The sequence below is a fragment of the Rhodococcus sp. 15-649-2-2 genome (assembly GCF_002258645.1).
Lineage (GTDB): Bacteria > Actinomycetota > Actinomycetes > Mycobacteriales > Mycobacteriaceae > Rhodococcoides.
The window spans coordinates 41,284-59,601 of sequence record NZ_NPFM01000008.1 but is presented as its reverse complement, the minus strand read 5'-3'; the positions used below and the strand labels follow the sequence as shown (position 1 = coordinate 59,601).

Sequence of the window (18,318 nt, the reverse complement as noted above, 5' to 3'; positions counted from 1 at the left end):
TAAACGCCCATTTTGGTTCGGTCAACAGACTGTACGATTACCTCATGGCACTCGGAATCGACTACGCCCGCCAGGACTGTTCCCTGGCCCGTGCTCTGGAACTGGTCGGCGAGCGCTGGACCATGCTCATCGTGCGCGACTGTTTCTTCGGCGTTCGACGCTTCGGCGATTTCCAGGTCCACCTCGACATTTCCAAGGCGGTTCTCGCCCAACGCCTCGGCGCGCTGGTCGATGCGGGGCTGCTCGAACGGCAAGCCCGAGCCCTCGACGGCGGACACGACGACTACGTCCCGACGCCCGCCCTCGAGCGACTGTGGCCTGCCGTCTTCGCCCTGAGCTACTGGGGTGAGGAACAGACCGCGAAACCCGCAGGGAGGCGTCGACGATTCCTGCACGCGGACTGCGGAACCGACCTCGGGCAACTGGGTATGTGCCCCGAATGCGGGGTGGCGCCCGAGCCCCGCGACATCGACACCGACATCGGGCCCGGGTACGACCCCGACACGCGATCCGACGAGGTGTCGATGCAGCTGCGGACGCGTCGACGCTTGCTCACGCCTCTGCGGTGAGCGAGGTGCGTCAGTTCGGGACGTGAGCCTCGTGGCCGAGGTTGCGCAACGCCGCTCGTAGCTTGTGTGCGGCCTCGTCCTGAGATTCGGCCGACGGATTCGGGTCGGCACCGGAGATGTCGAAGTTGCCCATGTCGTAGGCCGGGAACACATGCAGGTGCAGGTGCGGTACTTCGAGCCCGGCGATGAGTAGGCCCGCTCGGGGAGCGTCGAACGCACTCCTGACGGCCTGACCGATGATCTGTGCGACGGCAGTGATCTTGGCGAACGCGGCACCGTCGACGTCCTGCCACTGGTCGATCTCCGCACGTGGAACCACCAGTGTGTGGCCCTGCGTGACCGGCGCAATCGTCAGAAACGCGACCACGTCGTCGTCCTGCCAGACGAAACGTCCCGGAATCTCGCCGGCGATGATCTTGCTGAAAATGGAAGCCATGGGAACAGGATGCACTACCGGGTTCGGGTGGGTAGAGCTCCGCTCCTGCATCTCCCAGCCAATTGCCAGGTCCATCGCAGGGCGATGCAAGGTCCGGGCTCGATTCTGGTCCACATGACAACGAATTCCCTCGCACGAGCAGCAGGCCAGCGGCCCGGCTCGAACGCCACTGCCACTCTCGAGGTGGTCATTCCGGTCTACAACGAAGAAGCCGATCTCGAACAGTGCATTCGTCGTCTGCACGAGCACCTCGAGGACCGAATCCCGTTCCGGTCCTCGATCACGATCGCCGACAATGCCAGCACCGACGGAACGCTCGCCGTCGCGCATCGACTCGCCGACGAGATCGACGGAGTCCAGGTTCATCATCTGGACGAGAAGGGACGCGGCCGGGCACTCAAAGCCGTGTGGCTGGCCTCGGACGCCGATGTCGTGGCCTACATGGACGTCGATCTCTCGACCGACCTCAACGCCCTGATGCCGCTCATCGCACCCCTGATGTCCGGTCACTCGGACCTCGCCATCGGGTCGCGGCTGAACCGATCGTCTCGGGTGGTCCGCGGAGCCAAGCGTGAATTCATCTCGCGCAGTTACAATCTCATTCTGCGCACCTCGCTGCGCGCGCGCTTCTCGGACGCGCAGTGCGGCTTCAAGGCCATGCGTACCGATGTCGCGCAGAAGTTGCTCCCGCTGGTCGAAGACACCGGCTGGTTCTTCGACACCGAATTGCTGGTCATCGCAGAAAAAGTGGGCCTGCGTATTCACGAGGTGCCCGTCGACTGGGTCGACGACCCGAACAGCAGCGTCAACATCGTCGACACCGCCGTCAAGGACCTGCAGGGGTGCTGGCGCGTCGGCCGCGCCCTTGCCACCGGAGTACTGCCTGTCGCCGAACTACGTCGAAGCCTGGGACGGGAGCCGCTCGTGCCCGGTGTACCGCACGGAATGATCAGCCAGATGGTGCGATTCGGCATCATCGGCGTTGCCAGTACCGTCGCCTATGCACTGCTGTACCTCATGCTGCACTCGTTGATCGGCGCACAGGCAGCGAACTTCTTCGGGCTGCTGATCACCGCGGTGCTCAACACCGCGGCGAACCGGGCGTTCACCTTCGGGGTCCGCGGATCGGATGGTGCGGGCAAGCATCAACTGCAAGGACTGGCGATCTTCGGATTCGCTCTCCTCGTCACCAGCGGATCGCTTGCGGTGCTGCACGCCTGGGTTCCCGATGTGTCACGGCACGTCGAACTCGCCGTCCTGATCGTCGCCAATCTCGTTGCCACGGTCTGCCGATTCGTCGCACTGCGGTGGGTCTTCCGTAGCTCGTTGGACGCAGGCTCGGAGTCCGCCCGTTCGGAGAAGAGCCTGTGACGACGACGATCGAGCGGCCGTCCGCGGCCGAATCGTCCGCGCCCGCGGCCACCCCGCGGTGGGAACTGATCGGGCTGGTGGCACTACTTTTCGGCACCGGCGTTGCCTATATTTGGGGACTCGGCGCCTCGGGTTGGGCCAACTCCTTCTATTCGGCCGCGATTCAGGCGGGTTCGGTGTCGTGGAAGGCCTTCTTCTTCGGGTCCTCCGACGCCGCGAACTCGATCACCGTCGACAAGCCGCCGATGTCGCTGTGGTTGATGTCGTTGTCGGTGCGCATCTTCGGGCTCAACACGTGGGCGATGCTGGTGCCGCAGGCTCTCCTCGGGGTCGCCTCGGTGGCACTGCTCCGCGCCACCGTCAAGAGACGCTTCGGCGGAGCGGCCGGTCTGCTCGCAGGCTTGGTGCTGGCCGTGACTCCGGTTGCCGCACTGATGTTCCGATTCAACAATCCCGACGCGCTGCTCGTGCTGCTGATGATCGCATCGGTCTGGGCGCTGCTGCGAGGCGTCGAGACCGGAAAGACCAAGTGGCTGTTGATCACCGGCATGTTCGTCGGATTCGGCTTCCTCACCAAGCAGCTCCAGGTGATGCTTGTCGTGCCGCCGCTGGCATTGACCTACCTGATCGCCGGGCCGCCGAAGTTCCTCACCCGATTGCTGCAACTGTTCGGTGCACTGGGCGCGATGATCGTCTCGGCCGGATGGTGGATTCTGATCGTGGAATTCTGGCCGGCGTCGTCCCGGCCGTGGGTCGGCGGTTCGCAGAACAATTCGATCCTCGAACTCACGCTCGGCTACAACGGATTCGGCCGTCTCAGTGGTGACGAGACCGGAAGTGTCACCCCCGGCCGCGGCGGTATGGGCGGCGACATGGCCGGTGGAATGGCCGGGGGCATGCCCGGCGGAATCTGGGGAGAAACCGGCATCTTCCGCATGTTCGACGCCTCCCAGGGCGGCCAGATCGCCTGGCTCATCCCGGCTGCGCTGATTCTGCTGGTTGTCGGACTCGTGTTGCGCGGCAGAGCACCTCGAACCGACGGGCAACGCGCGTCGCTGATCGTCTGGGGTTCCTGGCTGCTCGTCACCGGGCTGACGTTCAGCTTCATGGCCGGAATCTTCCACGCGTACTACACCGTTGCGCTCGCACCCGCCGTTGCCGCGCTGATCGGCATCGGCAGCGTCCTGCTGTGGCGGCAACGCGATACGTATTGGGTACGCGTTGCGATGGCCGTCGCGGTGGCGTCGACCGTGGCGATGGCGTGGGTGTTGCTGCGTCGCAGTGAGAGTTTTGTGCCGTGGTTGAAGTGGGCGATTCTCGTCGTCGGAATTCTGGCGGCGGTGGCTCTGCTGATTCCGGCGCTGACGCGAGGGAGAGTGGCAGCTGCGTCGATCATGGCGGTGATGTTCGCCGGACTCGCCGGTCCGACGGCCTACGCAGTCGATACCGTCGATACTCCACATACCGGAGCCATCGTCTCGGCCGGTCCGAACACCAGTATGCGTGGATTCGGCGGAATGGGTGACGGCCCGGGCGGGAGGGGCGGCATGCAGCTGCCGCCCGGTGTTCAGTTGCCTGCGGGCATGCAGCTGCCTGCGGGATTCCCGGGTCAGGCCGCCGCTCCTGGCCAGGCACCCGGCGACGGCGGGTCCGAGATGGGCGGTATGGCTCGGGGTATGGGCGGCGGCATGGGTGGTCTGCTCGAAGGCAGCGCACCGACCGCGGCGATCACCGAGATGCTCGAGCAGGACGCCGACTCGTACACCTGGGTGGCAGCGGCGATCGGAGCCAACACCGCGGCCGGCTATCAACTGGCCACCGAGGATCCGGTCATGCCCGTCGGCGGATTCAACGGCACCGACCCCTCGCCGACTCTCGCGCAGTTCCAGCAGTACGTCGCCGATGGACAGATCCACTACTTCATCGGAGGCGGCGGTATGCCGGGAATGGCCTCGGGTACCTCGGCCGAGATCTCGGCGTGGGTCACCGAGAACTTCACCGCGACCACGGTCGACAACGTGACGTTCTACGACCTGACGCAGTAACACCGAACCATCACGAAAGAGCCCCGCACCCTGACAGGTGCGGGGCTCTTTCGCGTCGAGCAGATAGTCTGATGCACTGTGCGCGTACTAGTCATAGGTTCCGGTGCTCGTGAGCACGCCCTCCTACTTGCGTTGAAGGCCGATCCGTCGGTCGAGAAGCTCTTCGTGGCTCCCGGCAACGCAGGCACCGCGAAGCTCGCCGAGCAGCACGCGGTCGACGTGGCCTCCGGGGAGGCGGTGACCGCGCTGGCGAAGAAACTCGACGCAGATCTTGTGGTCATCGGACCCGAGGTGCCCTTGGTTCTCGGGGTCGCCGACGCGCTCCGCGAGGCAGGCATCGCCGCGTTCGGCCCCTCCGCCGACGCCGCGCGCATCGAGGGGTCCAAGGCCTTCGCCAAGGACGTGATGGCAGCAGCCGGTGTCCGCACCGCGCACAGCGAAATAGTCGACTCGCCCGCTTTGCTGGACGGCGCTCTCGACCGCTTCGGTCCGCACTGGGTGGTCAAGGACGACGGTCTGGCCGCGGGCAAAGGCGTCGTCGTCACCACCGATCGCCTCATCGCCCGCGATCACGCTGCCGAGCTCCTCGAGAACGGTCACCCGGTGCTGCTGGAATCGTTCCTCGACGGACCCGAGGTCTCCCTCTTCTGCCTCGTCGACGGCGAGAGCGTGGTGCCGTTGCTGCCCGCGCAGGACCACAAACGCGTCGGCGACGGAGATACCGGGCCCAACACCGGCGGCATGGGTGCGTACACCCCGTTGCCGTGGTTGCCCGAGGGCGCGGTGGAGCAGATCGTGCGCGATGTGGTGAAACCCGTTGCCGCCGAGATGGTGAAGCGCGGCGTGCCGTTCTCCGGACTGCTGTACGCCGGCCTGGCGATGGGAGCCGACGGCCCGGCCGTCGTCGAATTCAACTGCCGCTTCGGTGATCCCGAGACCCAGGCGGTGCTGGCGTTGCTCGATTCACCTCTCGGTGAGGTGCTGAACGCGACGGCAACCGGCACTCTCGCGTCGCTGCCGCCGCTGCGCTGGAAGGACGGCGCAGCCGTCACCGTCGTCATCGCCGCCGAGAACTACCCCAGTCGCCCCCGGATCGGTGACGAGATCCTCGGCTCCGACGGCGCTGGCGTCCTGCACGCAGGCACTGCGATCAAGGACGGAGTTGTGGTCTCTGCGGGCGGACGCGTGTTGAGCGTGGTCGGCACCGGATTCGACCTCACCGCCGCCCGCGACGACGCCTACTCCCGAATTGCGGGAATCCGCTTGCCGGGCAGTCACTTCCGCACCGACATCGGACTGGCTGCAGTGGAGGGTCGAATCTCGCTGTAGGTGACCTGGGTGACTCGCAGGTGCGCTGAGTGTCCACAATTTCGCCTACCACACGGGATCCCGTGTGCCGGCCGAAAAAGTGGACACTCACGTCAGTTGTCCACAGGTAGCAGTGTTATCCAGATTTCTCGAATCGCCCGCCCACGAGTGGATTTCCGACGCCAGGCTGTAGTCCATGGGGGTATACACGAGGCAGCAGCTGTTGGACACCGGCGTCAGCGAGGGCGCAATTGCGTATCGGACGAGAGCCGGCACACTGACCAGGCTGCTTCCGAGCATCTACTGCACCGGCGAACCGACGTACCGGGACCGGTGCGTCGCCGCTACGCTCTGGCAACCGCACGCAGTGCTGAGCCATCTCGCTGCGGCGTGGTGGTGGAATTTGCTCGAGCACGAACCCGATCACGTGGACATCACAGTTCCTCGCACGTCGAGAACTCGCGGTCCGAAGTGGCTGCGGGCGTACCGACGCAGTCTCACCGAGTCGAGCTTCGTGGACGGTCTGCCGATCGTGACCATCGAGCAGTCCATCGTCGACGTCGCTGTGTCGCTGACCCGGCCTGAATTGGAGCAGTTCTTCGACTCTGCGCTGAGCCGCGCGGTGAGCTGGCGCGGGGTCGCGAGGCAATGCGAGAAGTCGGCCGGGATGGCCGGTATCACCGAGGTGAGAAGGCAGCTGCGACTGTGTTGCCCGCGCACTCTGTCCGAACCCGAACGCTTGGTGGCTCGGGCACTCACGGCGGCGGGCTACTTCCTCGAGATCAACGCGGAGGTGGGGCCCTACTACGCGGATCTGATGGACCGTCGCGCTCGGGTGATCGTCGAAATCGATGGACGTGAATTCCACAGCGCACCGGGTGTGTTCACCAACGACCGCGTGCGCCAGAATTCTCTGCAACTCGACGGCTGGCTGGTGTTGCGCTATTCGGCGGCGATGGTGCTGACCGACCTGGATTATGTGGTGCGGCAGATCGTCGACACCGTACGACGTCGCCGGAAGGCACTGACGTGAGTGTCCACAATTTGTGCTGTCAGACGGGATCCCGTGGCTGCCGCGAAATAATGGACACTCAGTGCACCTGCGACGGGCGAATCGACGTCAGTAGTGTCGATCGAATGCATAGTGAATCGCAGCGATCGAAGGTCGAGCCGTTTCATGTGATGGATGTGTTCGCGGCAGCGGCCGAGCGGGCACGCACTCACGGCGATGTACTCTCGCTTGCCGCAGGTCAGCCGTCCACCCGGGCACCCGGGCCCGTGTTGCGCGCCACCCGGGAGGCGCTGGATGCGCATCTGCTCGGATATACCGAGACGCTCGGGATTCTGCCACTGCGCCGGGCAATCGCCGAGTACCACAGCGCGCGGTACGGCATCACCGTCGACGCCGACGACGTGGTGATCACCACCGGGTCGTCGGGCGCGTTCACTCTGCTGTTCCTCGCTGCGTTCGACGCAGGGGATACCGTCGTCATGGCCAGGCCTGGGTATCCGGCCTATCGAAACACGTTGGCGGCGTTGGGCTGCCGGGTTGTCGAACTGGACTGCGTGGAAGAGACGCGGTTCCAACCGACCGTCGCGATGCTCGAGGAACTGCCCGAGCCGCCCGCCGGGTTGATCATCGCCAGCCCGGCCAATCCCACCGGCACGATCATCGACGCGGATGAGCTGGCCGCGATTGCGCGCTGGTGCGACGAGCACGGAACGCTGCTGATCTCGGACGAGATCTACCACGGCATCTCCTACGGCAATGCGCGTACGTCCAGCGCGTGGGAGACCTCGAAAGAATCCGTCGCCATCGGATCGGTGTCGAAGTACTTCTCGATGACAGGTTGGCGCTTGGGTTGGATGTTGCTGCCGACTCGATTGCGCAGGGCCGTCGAGCGATTGGCCTCGAACATGACGGTCTGCCCGCCGGCGATCTCTCAGGTTGCCGCCATCGGGGCGTTCACCGAGGAAGCTCGTATCGAGTTGGATTCGCACGTCGAGCGCTACGCCGTGAACAGAAGAATCCTGCTCGACGGTCTACCGGCCCTGGGCATCACCGATCTCGCACCGGCCGACGGTGCGTTCTACGTGTACGCCGATATCGCACACCTCACCGACGACTCGCGGAGTTGGTGTGCGCGTGTCCTTTCCGAGACCGGGGTCGCGCTGGCACCGGGCGTGGATTTCGACACCGTCCGCGGCAATTACACGGTGCGGTTCTCGTTCGCAGGCACCACCGCGGACGTCGAAGAAGCGTTGGAGCGACTCCGTCGCATGTGAGCGAAACTTCGTTGCGGAACACGAGTTTCCATTCACATGCGGCGCAGCCGCTCCAGCACCTCGTCGATGTCTGCGGAGTCGACGTCTCGGTGGGTCACGAAGCGCACCTTGCCCGCGACGGTTACTGCGGCGATACCCAATTCGGCCAGCTCCGCCACCGTCTGCACGGGGTCTGTGACCGATGCGAGCACGATGTTCGTCTCCGGCTCCGGCACGTCCCAGCCCTGCTCCCGCAGTCCACGGGCGAGGGTCGCTGCGTTGGCGTGGTCCGTGGCCAGATCACCGATTCGATCCAGCGCAACGAGCCCTGCCGCAGCCAGAACGCCACCCTGACGAACCCCGCCGCCCAACATCTTCCGGGCGCGCCGGGCCTCGTGGATTCGCGCGGCGTCGGATACCAACATCGAGCCGACGGGCGCTCCGAGGCCCTTGCTCAGGCACACCTGTACCGTGTCCGCGCCTGCAGTCAACGACGCGATCGGAACATCAAGGGCGACTGCGGCATTCCACAGTCGCGCACCGTCCAGGTGAATCCTCAGTCCCGAGTCGCGTGCGGCACCGACGAGTTCGGACCATTCGTCCGGTCCGAACACGGCACCGCCGGCGAAGTTGTGGGTGTTCTCGAGTGAGAGCAGCGTGGTCCGCAGCGCGAAGTACGGCCCTGCGCCGCCTGCCTTGGCGCGCACGGTCGACGCGAGGGGACGGCCGGGGCCTGCGTCGTGGGGGAGGGCGTCGGGCATCCCGCCTGCCAACCACGCCGCGGTGCCGAGCTCGGATCCCAGCACATGCGCATGCTCGGGTGCCAGGAATCGATCGCCGCGCTGCAGATGCAGCATCAGCGCAATGATGTTGCCCATCGACCCCGAAGGCACCCACAGTGCCGACTCGAATCCGAGCATGCCTGCGACTGCCTCTTCCAGTGCCGCCATCGTGGGGTCGTGATCGAGGACGTCGTCGCCCACTTCGGCGTCTGCCATGGCTTTTCGCATGACCGAATCGGGCCGGGTGATGGTGTCGGAGCGGAGGTCGATCGTTGGATGTGCCACGACCACTGACAATTCCATAGCGCCAAAGCAGTCCGACGAACGGCCTCGAGCTGGCACGATGACTTGAATGTCCGCAGGTCCGACCGAGTCGCAACACAAGGTGTCGGGTGCGACTCCGAAGGGGGTGCGCCGCCGCCAGGCATTGGCGTCGGCCGCAGCGGACCTCCTCGTCGAGGGTGGCTTCGACGCGGTTCGGCACCGATCCGTGGCCTCGCGAGCCGGGCTTCCGCTCGCGTCGACCACCTACTATTTCGAGTCCCTTGGAGACCTCGTTGCTGCGGCAGTCGACGTCGTCGGAACCCGCGAGATCGACGTCATGCGCGGTCGCATCGAAGACGAGGGCAAGTGCTCGAACGAAATGGAATCGACGGTCGACCTCATCGTCGACCTGCTCATCGGGCCACAGGACGGCCACGAGCAACTGATCGCACGATACGAGCGCTTCATCGCGTCGGCCCGGCATCCCGAACTGCGGGAAGTGCAACTGCGGCTGCGTGCTCAGATCGACGACCTGCTCACCGATGTGCTGCGTCGGTCGGGCCGAACCGTGCAGGAAGAGCAGCTACGACGACTCGTGGCCGTGGTCGACGGAGCAGTGGTGGGCGCGCTCAGCGAAGTGGACCCCGATCCTCGTGAAATGGCGCGAAGCATGCTGTTGGCCGTCATCGACATCGTGGCACCGGCGGAACAGGTGCCGGCCGATTAACAGCGCCACGTAAGCTGGACGCTCGTGAGCATCCCGAATGTCCTGGCCACCCGTTACGCGAGTCCCGAACTGGTGGAGCTGTGGTCGCCGGAACACAAGATCGCCCTCGAACGGCAGCTGTGGATCGCCGTGCTCCGCGCGCAGTCCTCCCTCGGAGTCGACGTCCCCAACGCCGCGATCGACGACTACGAAGCCGTCGTCGACCAGGTGGACCTCGCGTCGATCGCCGAGCGTGAGCGGGTCACCCGACACGACGTCAAGGCTCGGATCGAGGAGTTCAACGCCCTCGCCGGCCACGAGCACATTCACAAGGGCCTCACCAGTCGCGACCTCACCGAAAACGTCGAGCAGCTGCAGATACTCCGTTCGCTGGAACACGTGCACGCGCACGGCGTCGCGGTCGCCAAGCGGTTGGCCGAGCGCGCTGCCGAGTACTCCTCGCTCGTCATGGCCGGCCGCAGCCACAATGTTGCGGCTCAGGCCACGACTCTGGGCAAGCGTTTCGCCTCCGCAGCCGACGAGCTGTTGCTGGCCCTGGCCCGGGTTCAGGAACTGATCGCTCGCTACCCACTGCGCGGGATCAAGGGCCCGATGGGCACCTCGCAGGACATGCTCGATCTCTTCGGCGGCGATTCCGCCAAGCTCGTCGCACTCGAGCGCATCGTCGCCGATCACCTCGGTTTCCGGCACACGCTCACCAGCGTCGGCCAGGTGTATCCCCGCTCGCTCGATCACGAGGTCGTCTCCGCGTTGGTCCAGATCGGTGCCGGACCGTCCTCGTTCGCGCATACCGTCCGACTGATGGCGGGCCACGAACTCGTCACCGAAGGCTTCCAGCCGGGGCAGGTCGGCTCGTCGGCGATGCCGCACAAGATGAACACCCGCTCGTGCGAGCGCGTCAACGGCTTGCAGGTGGTACTGCGCGGCTACGGATCGATGGCCGCCGAGCTCGCCGGTGCGCAGTGGAACGAGGGTGACGTCTTCTGTTCGGTCGTGCGCCGCGTCGCCCTGCCCGACGCCTTCTTCGCCATCGACGGTCTCATCGAGACCTTCCTGACCGTGCTCGACGAATTCGGTGCCTACCCGGCCGTCATCGCCAAGGAACTGCACCGCTACCTGCCGTTCCTCGCGACGACCAAGGTCCTGATGGCCGCCGTGCGCGCGGGCGTCGGACGCGAGACGGCGCACGAGGCCATCAAGGAGCACGCGGTTGCCGTCGCGCTCGCGATGCGCGAGCGGGGACAAGAACCCGACCTGCTCGACCGGCTGGCCGCCGACGATCGACTCCCGCTCGATCGGGCTGCCCTCGATGCTGCACTGGCAGACAAGACCGCCTTCATCGGTGCGGCCGACGCTCAGGTCAGCGCTGTCGTCTCGGCCGTGGAGCGGTTGATCGCGAAGTTCCCGGGCGGAGCGTCCTACAGCCCGTCGCCGATTCTCTAGTCAAGAAAGGACGTCGGGGAGGTCGGCGACGGAGTCGATCACGTGGTCGGGCTCCATCGCGAATTCATCCGTGATGCGACGATCCAGAACATCCTGACGGAACTTCCCGGTGCGCACCAGAACTCCCGTCATGCCGACGACCTGGGCGGCGAGAACGTCGTTGTCCAGGTCGTCGCCGACCATCACGACATCGTCCGGGTCGACGCCCATCCGCTCGGATGCCGTCCGGAAGCCCAGCGGTGCCGGCTTTCCGATGGCCTTCGCGGTATGGCCCGAGGCCTGTTCCATTCCGGCCAGATACATGCCGGTGTCGATGCGCAGACCGGCTCCCGTGCTCCACATCAACGACCTGTGCATCGCGACGACGGGTATGCCGCGGCACAACCAGTCGTAGACGCGACTGAGGCGTTCGTGGGTGAACTCCGGCCCGGCACCGCCGACCACGACGACGTCGGGATCCTCGGACGTCTCGTCGACGAATTCGATTCCCGGCATGTCGCCGGCGATCTCACCGTTGTTGATCAGCACCACCCGCGCGTCCGGATAGTTCTCGCGTAGATGATCCGCGGTGAGCGACGCGGCCGTGACGATCTCGTCGGAATGCACGTCCAGCCCGACATCGCGCAGCGCACCGGCGATCTGCTCGCGTGTCTTCGACGTGGTGTTGGTCAAGAACGCACGGGCAATGTCCTTGCTGTCCAGAAACTTCAACGTCTCCGCGGCCCCGGGCACCGCTTGCCACGACGTCACCAGAACGCCGTCGATGTCGAAAAGAATCCCGCCGATACCCATCGGCAAACAGTAGTCGGGTTACCGAACGCCTGCAGCCTCAGTCATGTCGTCCACGTAGGGTCGAGCGCGTCCGATGCAGGCAGTGAGGAGCCGGCCGATGGATGCACAACATGTCGAGCGTCGCGCCCGCCATACGGCTGCGAGCGCACTCCTGTCGTCGATGAGTGACCGAGAACTTGCGCGGGCGGTGGCGACGGCTACTCCGCTCGGAACAGGAATCGGCGGTCGCTCGATGGAGATGGACGTCGACGGCCACCGAGTCTTCGTCAAACGTATCCCGTTGACCGACTTCGAGATGATGCCGCAGAACAGGTTCTCGACTGCGAACCTTTTCGGGCTCCCGACGTTCTATCAATACGGGGTGGGGTCATCCGGTTTCGGTGCCTGGCGCGAACTCGCCGCTCACACGATGACCACCGAGTGGGTGCTCGACGGGAAATTTCCTGGATTCCCGTCGATGTATCACTGGCGCATTCTCCCGGACTCGGCCCCCGAAGGATTCGTCGACGAGTTCGGGGGCTTGGAACGCGCGGTGACCTACTGGGAGGGGTCGCCCGCAATACGGAGTCGGTTGGAGGCCATCGGTACCTGCAAGCACAGTGTGGTGGTGTTCCTCGAACACATACCGCACACTTTGGGTGAATGGATTGCCCAGCAGCGCAACGGTTCCGACGGCGATGCGCTCTTCCTGTGGGCCGAGAACGCACTCGCGCGGACCACCGACTTCACGAGTGCGCACGGTTTCGTGCATTTCGATGCGCACTTCGCCAACATCTTGACCGACGGGCGACAACTCTATTTTGCAGATTTCGGACTCGCCTCGAGCTCGACCTTCGACCTGTCCACGCACGAGTCCACGTTTCTCTACCGACACCTGTCGTACGACCGTGTCTACACCGCCAGTCAGCTGCTCCGGACCCTGATCGCCGACAAATTCAGTGAAAGCGAACGCGACGCTTTACCGCAGAGCTGGATCGGGGGAGTGCGGCCCGAGGGCATATCGCCGGCAATCGAAGCATTCGTCGATCGTCACATCCGCCCGACAACCGTGCTGAATTCCTTTCACCGCAGCCTTGTCGACAACACCAAACTGACGCCGTTCCCCAGGGCAGAGATCGACGGGGACTGAGCACCCTAGAGTCGGTAACTGTGAATCCATACACAATTTTCGCCGAGATCATCGCCGGGACGGCCGAGTCCTCTCGCGTCCACGAGGACGAGACAGTGGTCGCGTTCATGGACATTCGGCCGCTCACCAGCGGGCACGTACTCGTGGTGCCCCGGGAGCAGTTCCGGACCCTGGCGGAGCTGCCGCCGGAAGTCGGTGCCCATCTGTTCGTCGTGGGCCAGAAAGTGGCCGCCGCTGTGCGCGCGAGCAATCCACGCGTCGCCGGCGTCAACCTGTTCCTCGCCGACGGCACGGTGGCAGGCCAGGAAATCTTCCATGTGCATCTGCACGTCATCCCGCGCATGATCGGCGACGGCTTCGGTCTCCGTGCTCGCCCGTCGTCCCCGCAGCGATCCGAACTCGACCGACTGGCGACCGAGATCGCAGCTGCCCTGTAGTGATCACCACCGAACGGAACGGGACCACCGGCAGATGTGCCGATGGTCCCGTGCCCGATACGACTACTCGGCAGTGACCTTCTGTGCCTTGGACAGTGCGTCCGCGTAGACGTTGATCGTGTTGGTGTAGCGGCTGTAGCTCTTGTTGGCGCCGTAGTCCCACAGCACCATCTGTTGCTTGTCGACGGCGGCGATGGTGTCGAAACCGGGGTAGCGGCTCGGAATGTCGGCAAGCTTCACATCAGCTGCGTTGGCAACGTCGTGGTAGACGAATGCGACATCGAGGGGCCAGACTCCGACTCCGGTGAGGTCCTGGCGTTCGGAGGCAACCTTCTTGAAGTTGTCGACGGCAGCGTCGTAGTCGGCCTTGATGTCTGCCAGTTGCGGGGTGTCGAGGTCGACGCCGAGCGAGGACGCGAGTTCGGCATAGTTCTCGATGGTCTTCGCGGTCGATGTCGTGTCCAAGGTGACCCCGAGGGTCGGAGCGAGCTGATCGATCGTGTCGGCCTTGGACGAGTCGGCCGTGGTGGTCAGCTTGCCGAATTGGCCGAATCGTGGGTTGAACTCACCGATGACCAGATCCGGTTCGAGACTGGCGGCTTTCTCGAAATCGAATGTGCCCCAGCTCTCGCCGACCGATTCGATGCCGGTGAGATCGGAGCAGCTCAGAATGGGGCTGGTGCTCATCGGAGTGGTCGACCAGATGGCGATGGGCTTGATTCCGTACGACATCAGCGCTGCGGCGGATTCCTCGTCGGCGATGATCTTGGTCGGTTGTGAATCGAGCGAAATGGTCCGTCCGCGGCCGTCGGTGTACGTGAACGGTCCTGACGCTCGGTCGACTGCGTCGACGCGGTCGTTCTCGCTGCATGCGGCTGGGTTAGCGTTCAGGTCGACGGCCTGGGTGCCGGAACTTCCCTGGTCCGCGGTCTCGCTGCCACACGCCGCGGCAGCGACGAGTACCAGGACGGAGACGCCCCCGACGAGGACGCGTGGTGGGGATCCGAGCAAGCGTGTGCTGCGGCGTCGATGAGCAAACATGAGTCACTTCCGTTGTCGTCTGTTGGTTCGAGGTTTCGGGCGGTGCTGGAGGTGCCGTCCACTTCTCCGTGCCGCCAGATGTTAGCCTCCTCAGGGTCGGCTAAGCGAGGGTAGCCTTTCCTTATGGACTTGAGGTGGCGAAACTCCTGGTCACACCCAGTACGACGCAGAGCGCAGCCGATCGAAGGGACACACCGGATGGATCCGCACGGAATCGGGACCGACGAACTGCGGGCGCAGGTCGCAGAACTGATCGGCTCCGAGCCCGAGGCTGTGCCTGTCGATGCGAACCTGTTCGAGTTGGGGCTGGAATCGATCGTGCTGATGCGGTTGGTCGGCAGATTCCGCAAACAGGGTAGGGCGGTGACATTTGCCGATCTTGCTGCGCGGCCCACGGTCTCGGCCTGGTCCGAACTGGTCGGTGCGGCAATCGAACCGGTACCCGCGCCCATTGCTCGCACACCGGAGTCGAACCGGCCCGACACCGGCAGCTTCGACCTCGCCGTGCTTCAGCATGCCTACTGGATCGGACGCAGCGCAGAGCAGCGGTTCGGCGGCGTCGCGCCGCATCTGTACACCGAGTTCGACGGCGAAGGGGTCGATCCCGATCGACTGCGCAACGCGCTCGACGCCGTGGCCCGCAGGCACGACATGCTGCGAGCTCGGATCACCGACAACGGGCAGCAAGTGATCGAGTCCACCCCGGGGTGGCGAGGGTTGACGGTCCACGATCTGCGGAGCGCAGACGACGCAGCAGCCGAACTGGAACGAACTCGACAACGATTGACCCACCACATGCTCGATATCGAAGCGGGAGAGGTGTTCTCGGCAGACCTGTCGCTGTTGCCGGACGGTCGAACTCGTCTGCATCTCGACATGGACATGATCGCAGGCGACGCCGTCAGCTTTCGCATTCTGGTCGCAGATCTGGCGCAGGCATACGACGGTCGGGCACTCCCCACCATCGACTACAGCTACGAGCGCTACCTCACCGACCGGCCGGACGATCGCCGCAACGCTCGGGAGCAGGCTGAAAAATACTGGTCGAACCGACTCGATTCTCTACCCGGAGCACCCACTCTGCCGCTGCTCGAACGTGATTCAGGCTCACCCGTGGCAACACGACGGGCGTTCCATCTCGACTCGCATGCGTATTCGCAGTTGCAGTCGCAGGCTCGTGCGCACGGCGTCACCCCGGCGGTCGCGGTGGCATCGGCCTTCGCCGAGGTGGTCGGGGCGTGGTCACGTGAACAGCGATTCCTGCTCAACGTTCCGATGTTCGACCGTGCCCCGACGCACCCGGCCGTCGGCGCACTGATCGGCGACTTCTCGTCCTCGGTCATGTTGGATGTCGATCTGAGCGAGGACCTTTCGTTCGCGGAGCGGTCCCGGCAGCTGCGGGCACGCCTGCACGAGGACGCCTCGCACGTCGACTACTCCGGAGTGGAGGTACTTCGCGACCTCGGTCGTCGCAGAGGGGAACCGGTACTCGCGCCCGTCGTCTTCACCAGTGCGCTCGGATTGGGCGAGCTGTTCGACGGCCGTGCGCGGGAGGTGTTCGGGGACCCGGTGTGGATCATGTCGCAGGGACCGCAGGTGGTTCTGGACGCACAGATCACCGAGCTCGACGGCGGCGTGCTGGTCAATTGGGACATTCGCGAGAACGAATTCCTGCCAGGGGTTCCCGAGGCGATGTTCGACGCCTTCGAATCGCTCGTTCGCGGCCTCGTCGACGAGGATGCCGTCTGGACGAAGCCGGTGGGCCAGCTGGCTCCGTCGCGTCAACTTCTCTTGCGGACCCCGGCCGCCGATGTACCGCGCACGGATGCGGTGCCGGCAGCCGGGACCGAGACCCTGCACCGCGCCTTCTTCGACCGGGCGGCCAGAAGACCGGACGCGATCGCTCTCGAGTGGGGCGAGAACGAGTCGATGACCTACGGCGAATTGTGCGACCGTGCGCTGAGAGTGGCTGCGACACTGACAGATCGCGGGGTTACAGTGGGGGACACCGTAGGGGTGACGCTGCCGAAGGGGCCCGACCAGGTCACCGCAGTCCTCGGTGTGCTTGCCGCAGGTGGGGTGTACGTGCCGATCGGCGTCGACCAACCGGCGAGTCGGGCTGCGCTGATCGCTGGAAAAGCCGACTTTGCGGTGACGATCGGGGGATCGGGTGACGACGGCCTCACTGTGGCCGGGGGTGGAGCCTGCGGAATGACCATTCTCGACGCCGTCCTCGGGGAGCCTCTGCCCGCACCGCATCTCGGACCCGACACCGCTCCCGCGTACATGATCTTCACGTCCGGTTCGACGGGCGAACCGAAGGGTGTCGTGGTCTCGCATCGCGCCGCGATGAACACGATCAGCGACCTGATCGGACGATTCGAGCTGGACGAAAGCTACCGTCCGTTGTGCCTGTCCGAGTTGGACTTCGACCTGTGCACCTTCGACCTGTTCTCGGTCTTCGCAGCCGGCGGTACGGCCGTGCTCATCGAGGAGCACGAGCGCAAGGATCCGCAGCGCTGGGTCACTCTGATCCGTGCGCATCGAGTCACGGTGATCAGCTGCGTACCGCCGCTGCTGGACATGATCCTGTCCACCGGTGAGGATCTGGGCCGTTCGCTCGAGGTCGTCATGCTCGGCGGGGACAAGGTGGGTATCGATCTCTATCGCCGGTTGACGGCCGCGGTACCTGGATGTCGGTTCGCCGGACTCGGTGGCGCTACGGAAACCGCGATCCACAACAGCATCTGTGAGGTCGTGGACGTCGATCCGAACTGGCGCACAGTCCCGTTCGGTGTGCCGCTCGGATCCACGGCGCTTCGGGTTGTCGATGCGCGTGGGCACCAGGTACCGGACTGGGTGCCCGGCGAGCTGTGGGTGGCAGGAACAGGATTGGCCGATGGTTACCTGGGCGATCCCGAGCGCACGAACGAGCGTTTCGTCGAGGCCGATGGTTACCGCTGGTACCGCACCGGCGATCTGGTTCGCTACGGCACGGACTCGATGGTCGAATTCATCGGCCGCGTCGACAACCAGATCAAGATCAACGGGTTCCGCATCGAGCTCGGCGAGATCGAAGCCGTCCTCAGCAGCGATCCTGTGGTCGTTGCGGCCGCAGCAGTTGTCGATCGCTCGGGCACCGCCGCGGTGATGGCAGCGGTGGTTCTCGGCGATTCCGACGCGGACCCCGACGAAACCGTGGCGGGCATCACCGCCCGGGTTGCCGACCGTCTGCCTGCCCACATGGTGCCGGACCGGATGGTGGCACTGCGCACCCTGCCGCTCACCGTCAACGGCAAGATCGATTCGGCGGCAATCGTCCAACTCTGCCGAGCGGCAGGTGATACCGAGCGAGCCAGTGCTCGTGTTGCGCCTCGATCCCGACTCGAGGGCGCACTCGCCCTGATCTGGCAGAGCGTGCTCGGTGCCGAGGAGGTGGGAGTCACCGACACCCTGTTCGCGCTGGGCGGCGACTCCGTACTGGCGACCACCATCGTCGCCCGAACTCGCACGGCCTTCGACATCACTTCCGTCACGGTGAGGATGCTGTTCACCGCCCCGACCGTGTCGGGTCTGGCGAAATCGATGATCGCAGCAGAAGGTGACGCCGAACTGCTCGAGGCGACGGCAGAGCTTTACGTGTCGATCGAATCCATGTCGGAGGACCAACTGCTGGCCGCACTCGACCACCAGCACAGTCCCTGACTCG

Annotated in this window: 15 protein-coding genes; 11 read left to right on the top strand and 4 right to left on the bottom strand. The window is 65.0% G+C overall.

What is annotated here, in order from left to right:
• The first annotated feature begins 44 nt into the window (after window positions 1-44).
• Window positions 45-569, top strand: coding sequence for a helix-turn-helix domain-containing protein (locus CH305_RS03605; RefSeq protein ID WP_037153993.1), 525 nt, complete (start codon window positions 45-47; stop codon window positions 567-569).
• Window positions 570-579: 10 nt separating this feature from the next.
• On the opposite strand, the gene CH305_RS03600 is transcribed toward CH305_RS03605, so the two are convergent.
• The gene (locus CH305_RS03600) at window positions 580-1,005 is read right to left on the bottom strand and encodes an HIT family protein (RefSeq protein ID WP_032405731.1); all 426 of its coding nucleotides are present in this window, start codon (window positions 1,003-1,005) and stop codon (window positions 580-582) included.
• 114 nt (window positions 1,006-1,119) lie between these two features.
• On the opposite strand from CH305_RS03600, the gene CH305_RS03595 reads away from it, so the two are divergent.
• The 5 genes from CH305_RS03595 to CH305_RS03575 all read left to right on the top strand — a co-directional run bounded on the left by CH305_RS03595 (window position 1,120) and on the right by CH305_RS03575 (window position 8,015).
• Complete coding sequence (locus CH305_RS03595; RefSeq protein ID WP_032405732.1) at window positions 1,120-2,376, top strand: bifunctional glycosyltransferase family 2/GtrA family protein; 1,257 nt, start codon at window positions 1,120-1,122, stop codon at window positions 2,374-2,376.
• The gene (locus CH305_RS03590; RefSeq protein WP_094702715.1) at window positions 2,373-4,421 is read left to right on the top strand and encodes a glycosyltransferase family 39 protein; all 2,049 of its coding nucleotides are present in this window, start codon (window positions 2,373-2,375) and stop codon (window positions 4,419-4,421) included. Before CH305_RS03595 ends, CH305_RS03590 begins: the two co-directional genes overlap by 4 nt.
• A gap of 78 nt (window positions 4,422-4,499) precedes the next feature.
• Window positions 4,500-5,750 carry a phosphoribosylamine--glycine ligase gene (gene purD, locus CH305_RS03585; RefSeq protein WP_094702713.1) on the top strand — a complete coding sequence of 417 codons (1,251 nt, stop codon included), beginning with the start codon at window positions 4,500-4,502 and terminating at the stop codon, window positions 5,748-5,750.
• 175 nt (window positions 5,751-5,925) lie between these two features.
• Window positions 5,926-6,762: a DUF559 domain-containing protein gene (locus tag CH305_RS03580; protein WP_094702711.1), complete on the top strand. Its 837-nt coding sequence runs from the start codon at window positions 5,926-5,928 to the stop codon at window positions 6,760-6,762.
• Window positions 6,763-6,866: 104 nt separating this feature from the next.
• Window positions 6,867-8,015 (top strand): pyridoxal phosphate-dependent aminotransferase, encoded by a 1,149-nt coding sequence (locus CH305_RS03575; RefSeq protein ID WP_094702709.1) that lies wholly within the window; start codon window positions 6,867-6,869, stop codon window positions 8,013-8,015.
• Window positions 8,016-8,047: 32 nt separating this feature from the next.
• On the opposite strand, the gene CH305_RS03570 is transcribed toward CH305_RS03575, so the two are convergent.
• On the bottom strand, window positions 8,048-9,079 hold the full coding sequence (locus CH305_RS03570) for a low specificity L-threonine aldolase (RefSeq protein WP_094702707.1): 1,032 nt from the start codon (window positions 9,077-9,079) through the stop codon (window positions 8,048-8,050).
• A gap of 49 nt (window positions 9,080-9,128) precedes the next feature.
• On the opposite strand from CH305_RS03570, the gene CH305_RS03565 reads away from it, so the two are divergent.
• A complete protein-coding gene (locus CH305_RS03565; protein ID WP_052078009.1) occupies window positions 9,129-9,767 on the top strand; it encodes a TetR/AcrR family transcriptional regulator in 639 nt (212 codons plus the stop codon).
• A 24-nt stretch (window positions 9,768-9,791) separates the two neighbouring features.
• A complete protein-coding gene (purB, locus tag CH305_RS03560; RefSeq protein WP_094702705.1) occupies window positions 9,792-11,210 on the top strand; it encodes an adenylosuccinate lyase in 1,419 nt (472 codons plus the stop codon).
• Here the strand turns inward: purB and CH305_RS03555 are convergent, their stop codons facing one another.
• A complete protein-coding gene (locus CH305_RS03555) occupies window positions 11,211-12,002 on the bottom strand; it encodes an HAD-IIA family hydrolase (protein WP_094702703.1) in 792 nt (263 codons plus the stop codon).
• A gap of 97 nt (window positions 12,003-12,099) precedes the next feature.
• Between CH305_RS03555 and CH305_RS03550 the strand changes: the two genes are divergently transcribed.
• Window positions 12,100-13,131 (top strand): serine/threonine-protein kinase, encoded by a 1,032-nt coding sequence (locus tag CH305_RS03550; RefSeq protein ID WP_094702701.1) that lies wholly within the window; start codon window positions 12,100-12,102, stop codon window positions 13,129-13,131.
• Between the two features lie 20 nt (window positions 13,132-13,151).
• Window positions 13,152-13,568, top strand: coding sequence for an HIT family protein (locus CH305_RS03545; RefSeq protein ID WP_032405741.1), 417 nt, complete (start codon window positions 13,152-13,154; stop codon window positions 13,566-13,568).
• Window positions 13,569-13,631: 63 nt separating this feature from the next.
• Here CH305_RS03545 and CH305_RS03540 read toward each other — a convergent pair whose 3' ends face one another.
• Window positions 13,632-14,609 (bottom strand): ABC transporter substrate-binding protein, encoded by a 978-nt coding sequence (locus CH305_RS03540; protein ID WP_094702699.1) that lies wholly within the window; start codon window positions 14,607-14,609, stop codon window positions 13,632-13,634.
• Between the two features lie 198 nt (window positions 14,610-14,807).
• Here CH305_RS03540 and CH305_RS03535 point away from each other — a divergent pair, with 198 nt between their 5' ends.
• On the top strand, window positions 14,808-18,314 hold the full coding sequence (locus CH305_RS03535; RefSeq protein WP_094702697.1) for a non-ribosomal peptide synthetase: 3,507 nt from the start codon (window positions 14,808-14,810) through the stop codon (window positions 18,312-18,314).
• Window positions 18,315-18,318: the final 4 nt, after the last annotated feature.

Bases quoted from the DNA above. Each gene is read 5' to 3' on its own strand.
- CH305_RS03605 (WP_037153993.1), top strand. From the start codon at position 45: ATGGCACTCGGAATCGACTACGCCCGCCAGGACTGTTCCCTGGCCCGT.
- CH305_RS03600 (WP_032405731.1), bottom strand. From the start codon at position 1,005: ATGGCTTCCATTTTCAGCAAGATCATCGCCGGCGAGATTCCGGGACGT.
- CH305_RS03595 (WP_032405732.1), top strand. From the start codon at position 1,120: ATGACAACGAATTCCCTCGCACGAGCAGCAGGCCAGCGGCCCGGCTCG.
- CH305_RS03580 (WP_094702711.1), top strand. From the start codon at position 5,926: ATGGGGGTATACACGAGGCAGCAGCTGTTGGACACCGGCGTCAGCGAG.
- CH305_RS03575 (WP_094702709.1), top strand. From the start codon at position 6,867: ATGCATAGTGAATCGCAGCGATCGAAGGTCGAGCCGTTTCATGTGATG.
- CH305_RS03570 (WP_094702707.1), bottom strand. From the start codon at position 9,079: ATGGAATTGTCAGTGGTCGTGGCACATCCAACGATCGACCTCCGCTCC.
- CH305_RS03565 (WP_052078009.1), top strand. From the start codon at position 9,129: ATGTCCGCAGGTCCGACCGAGTCGCAACACAAGGTGTCGGGTGCGACT.
- CH305_RS03555 (WP_094702703.1), bottom strand. From the start codon at position 12,002: ATGGGTATCGGCGGGATTCTTTTCGACATCGACGGCGTTCTGGTGACG.
- CH305_RS03550 (WP_094702701.1), top strand. From the start codon at position 12,100: ATGGATGCACAACATGTCGAGCGTCGCGCCCGCCATACGGCTGCGAGC.
- CH305_RS03540 (WP_094702699.1), bottom strand. From the start codon at position 14,609: ATGTTTGCTCATCGACGCCGCAGCACACGCTTGCTCGGATCCCCACCA.
- CH305_RS03535 (WP_094702697.1), top strand. From the start codon at position 14,808: ATGGATCCGCACGGAATCGGGACCGACGAACTGCGGGCGCAGGTCGCA.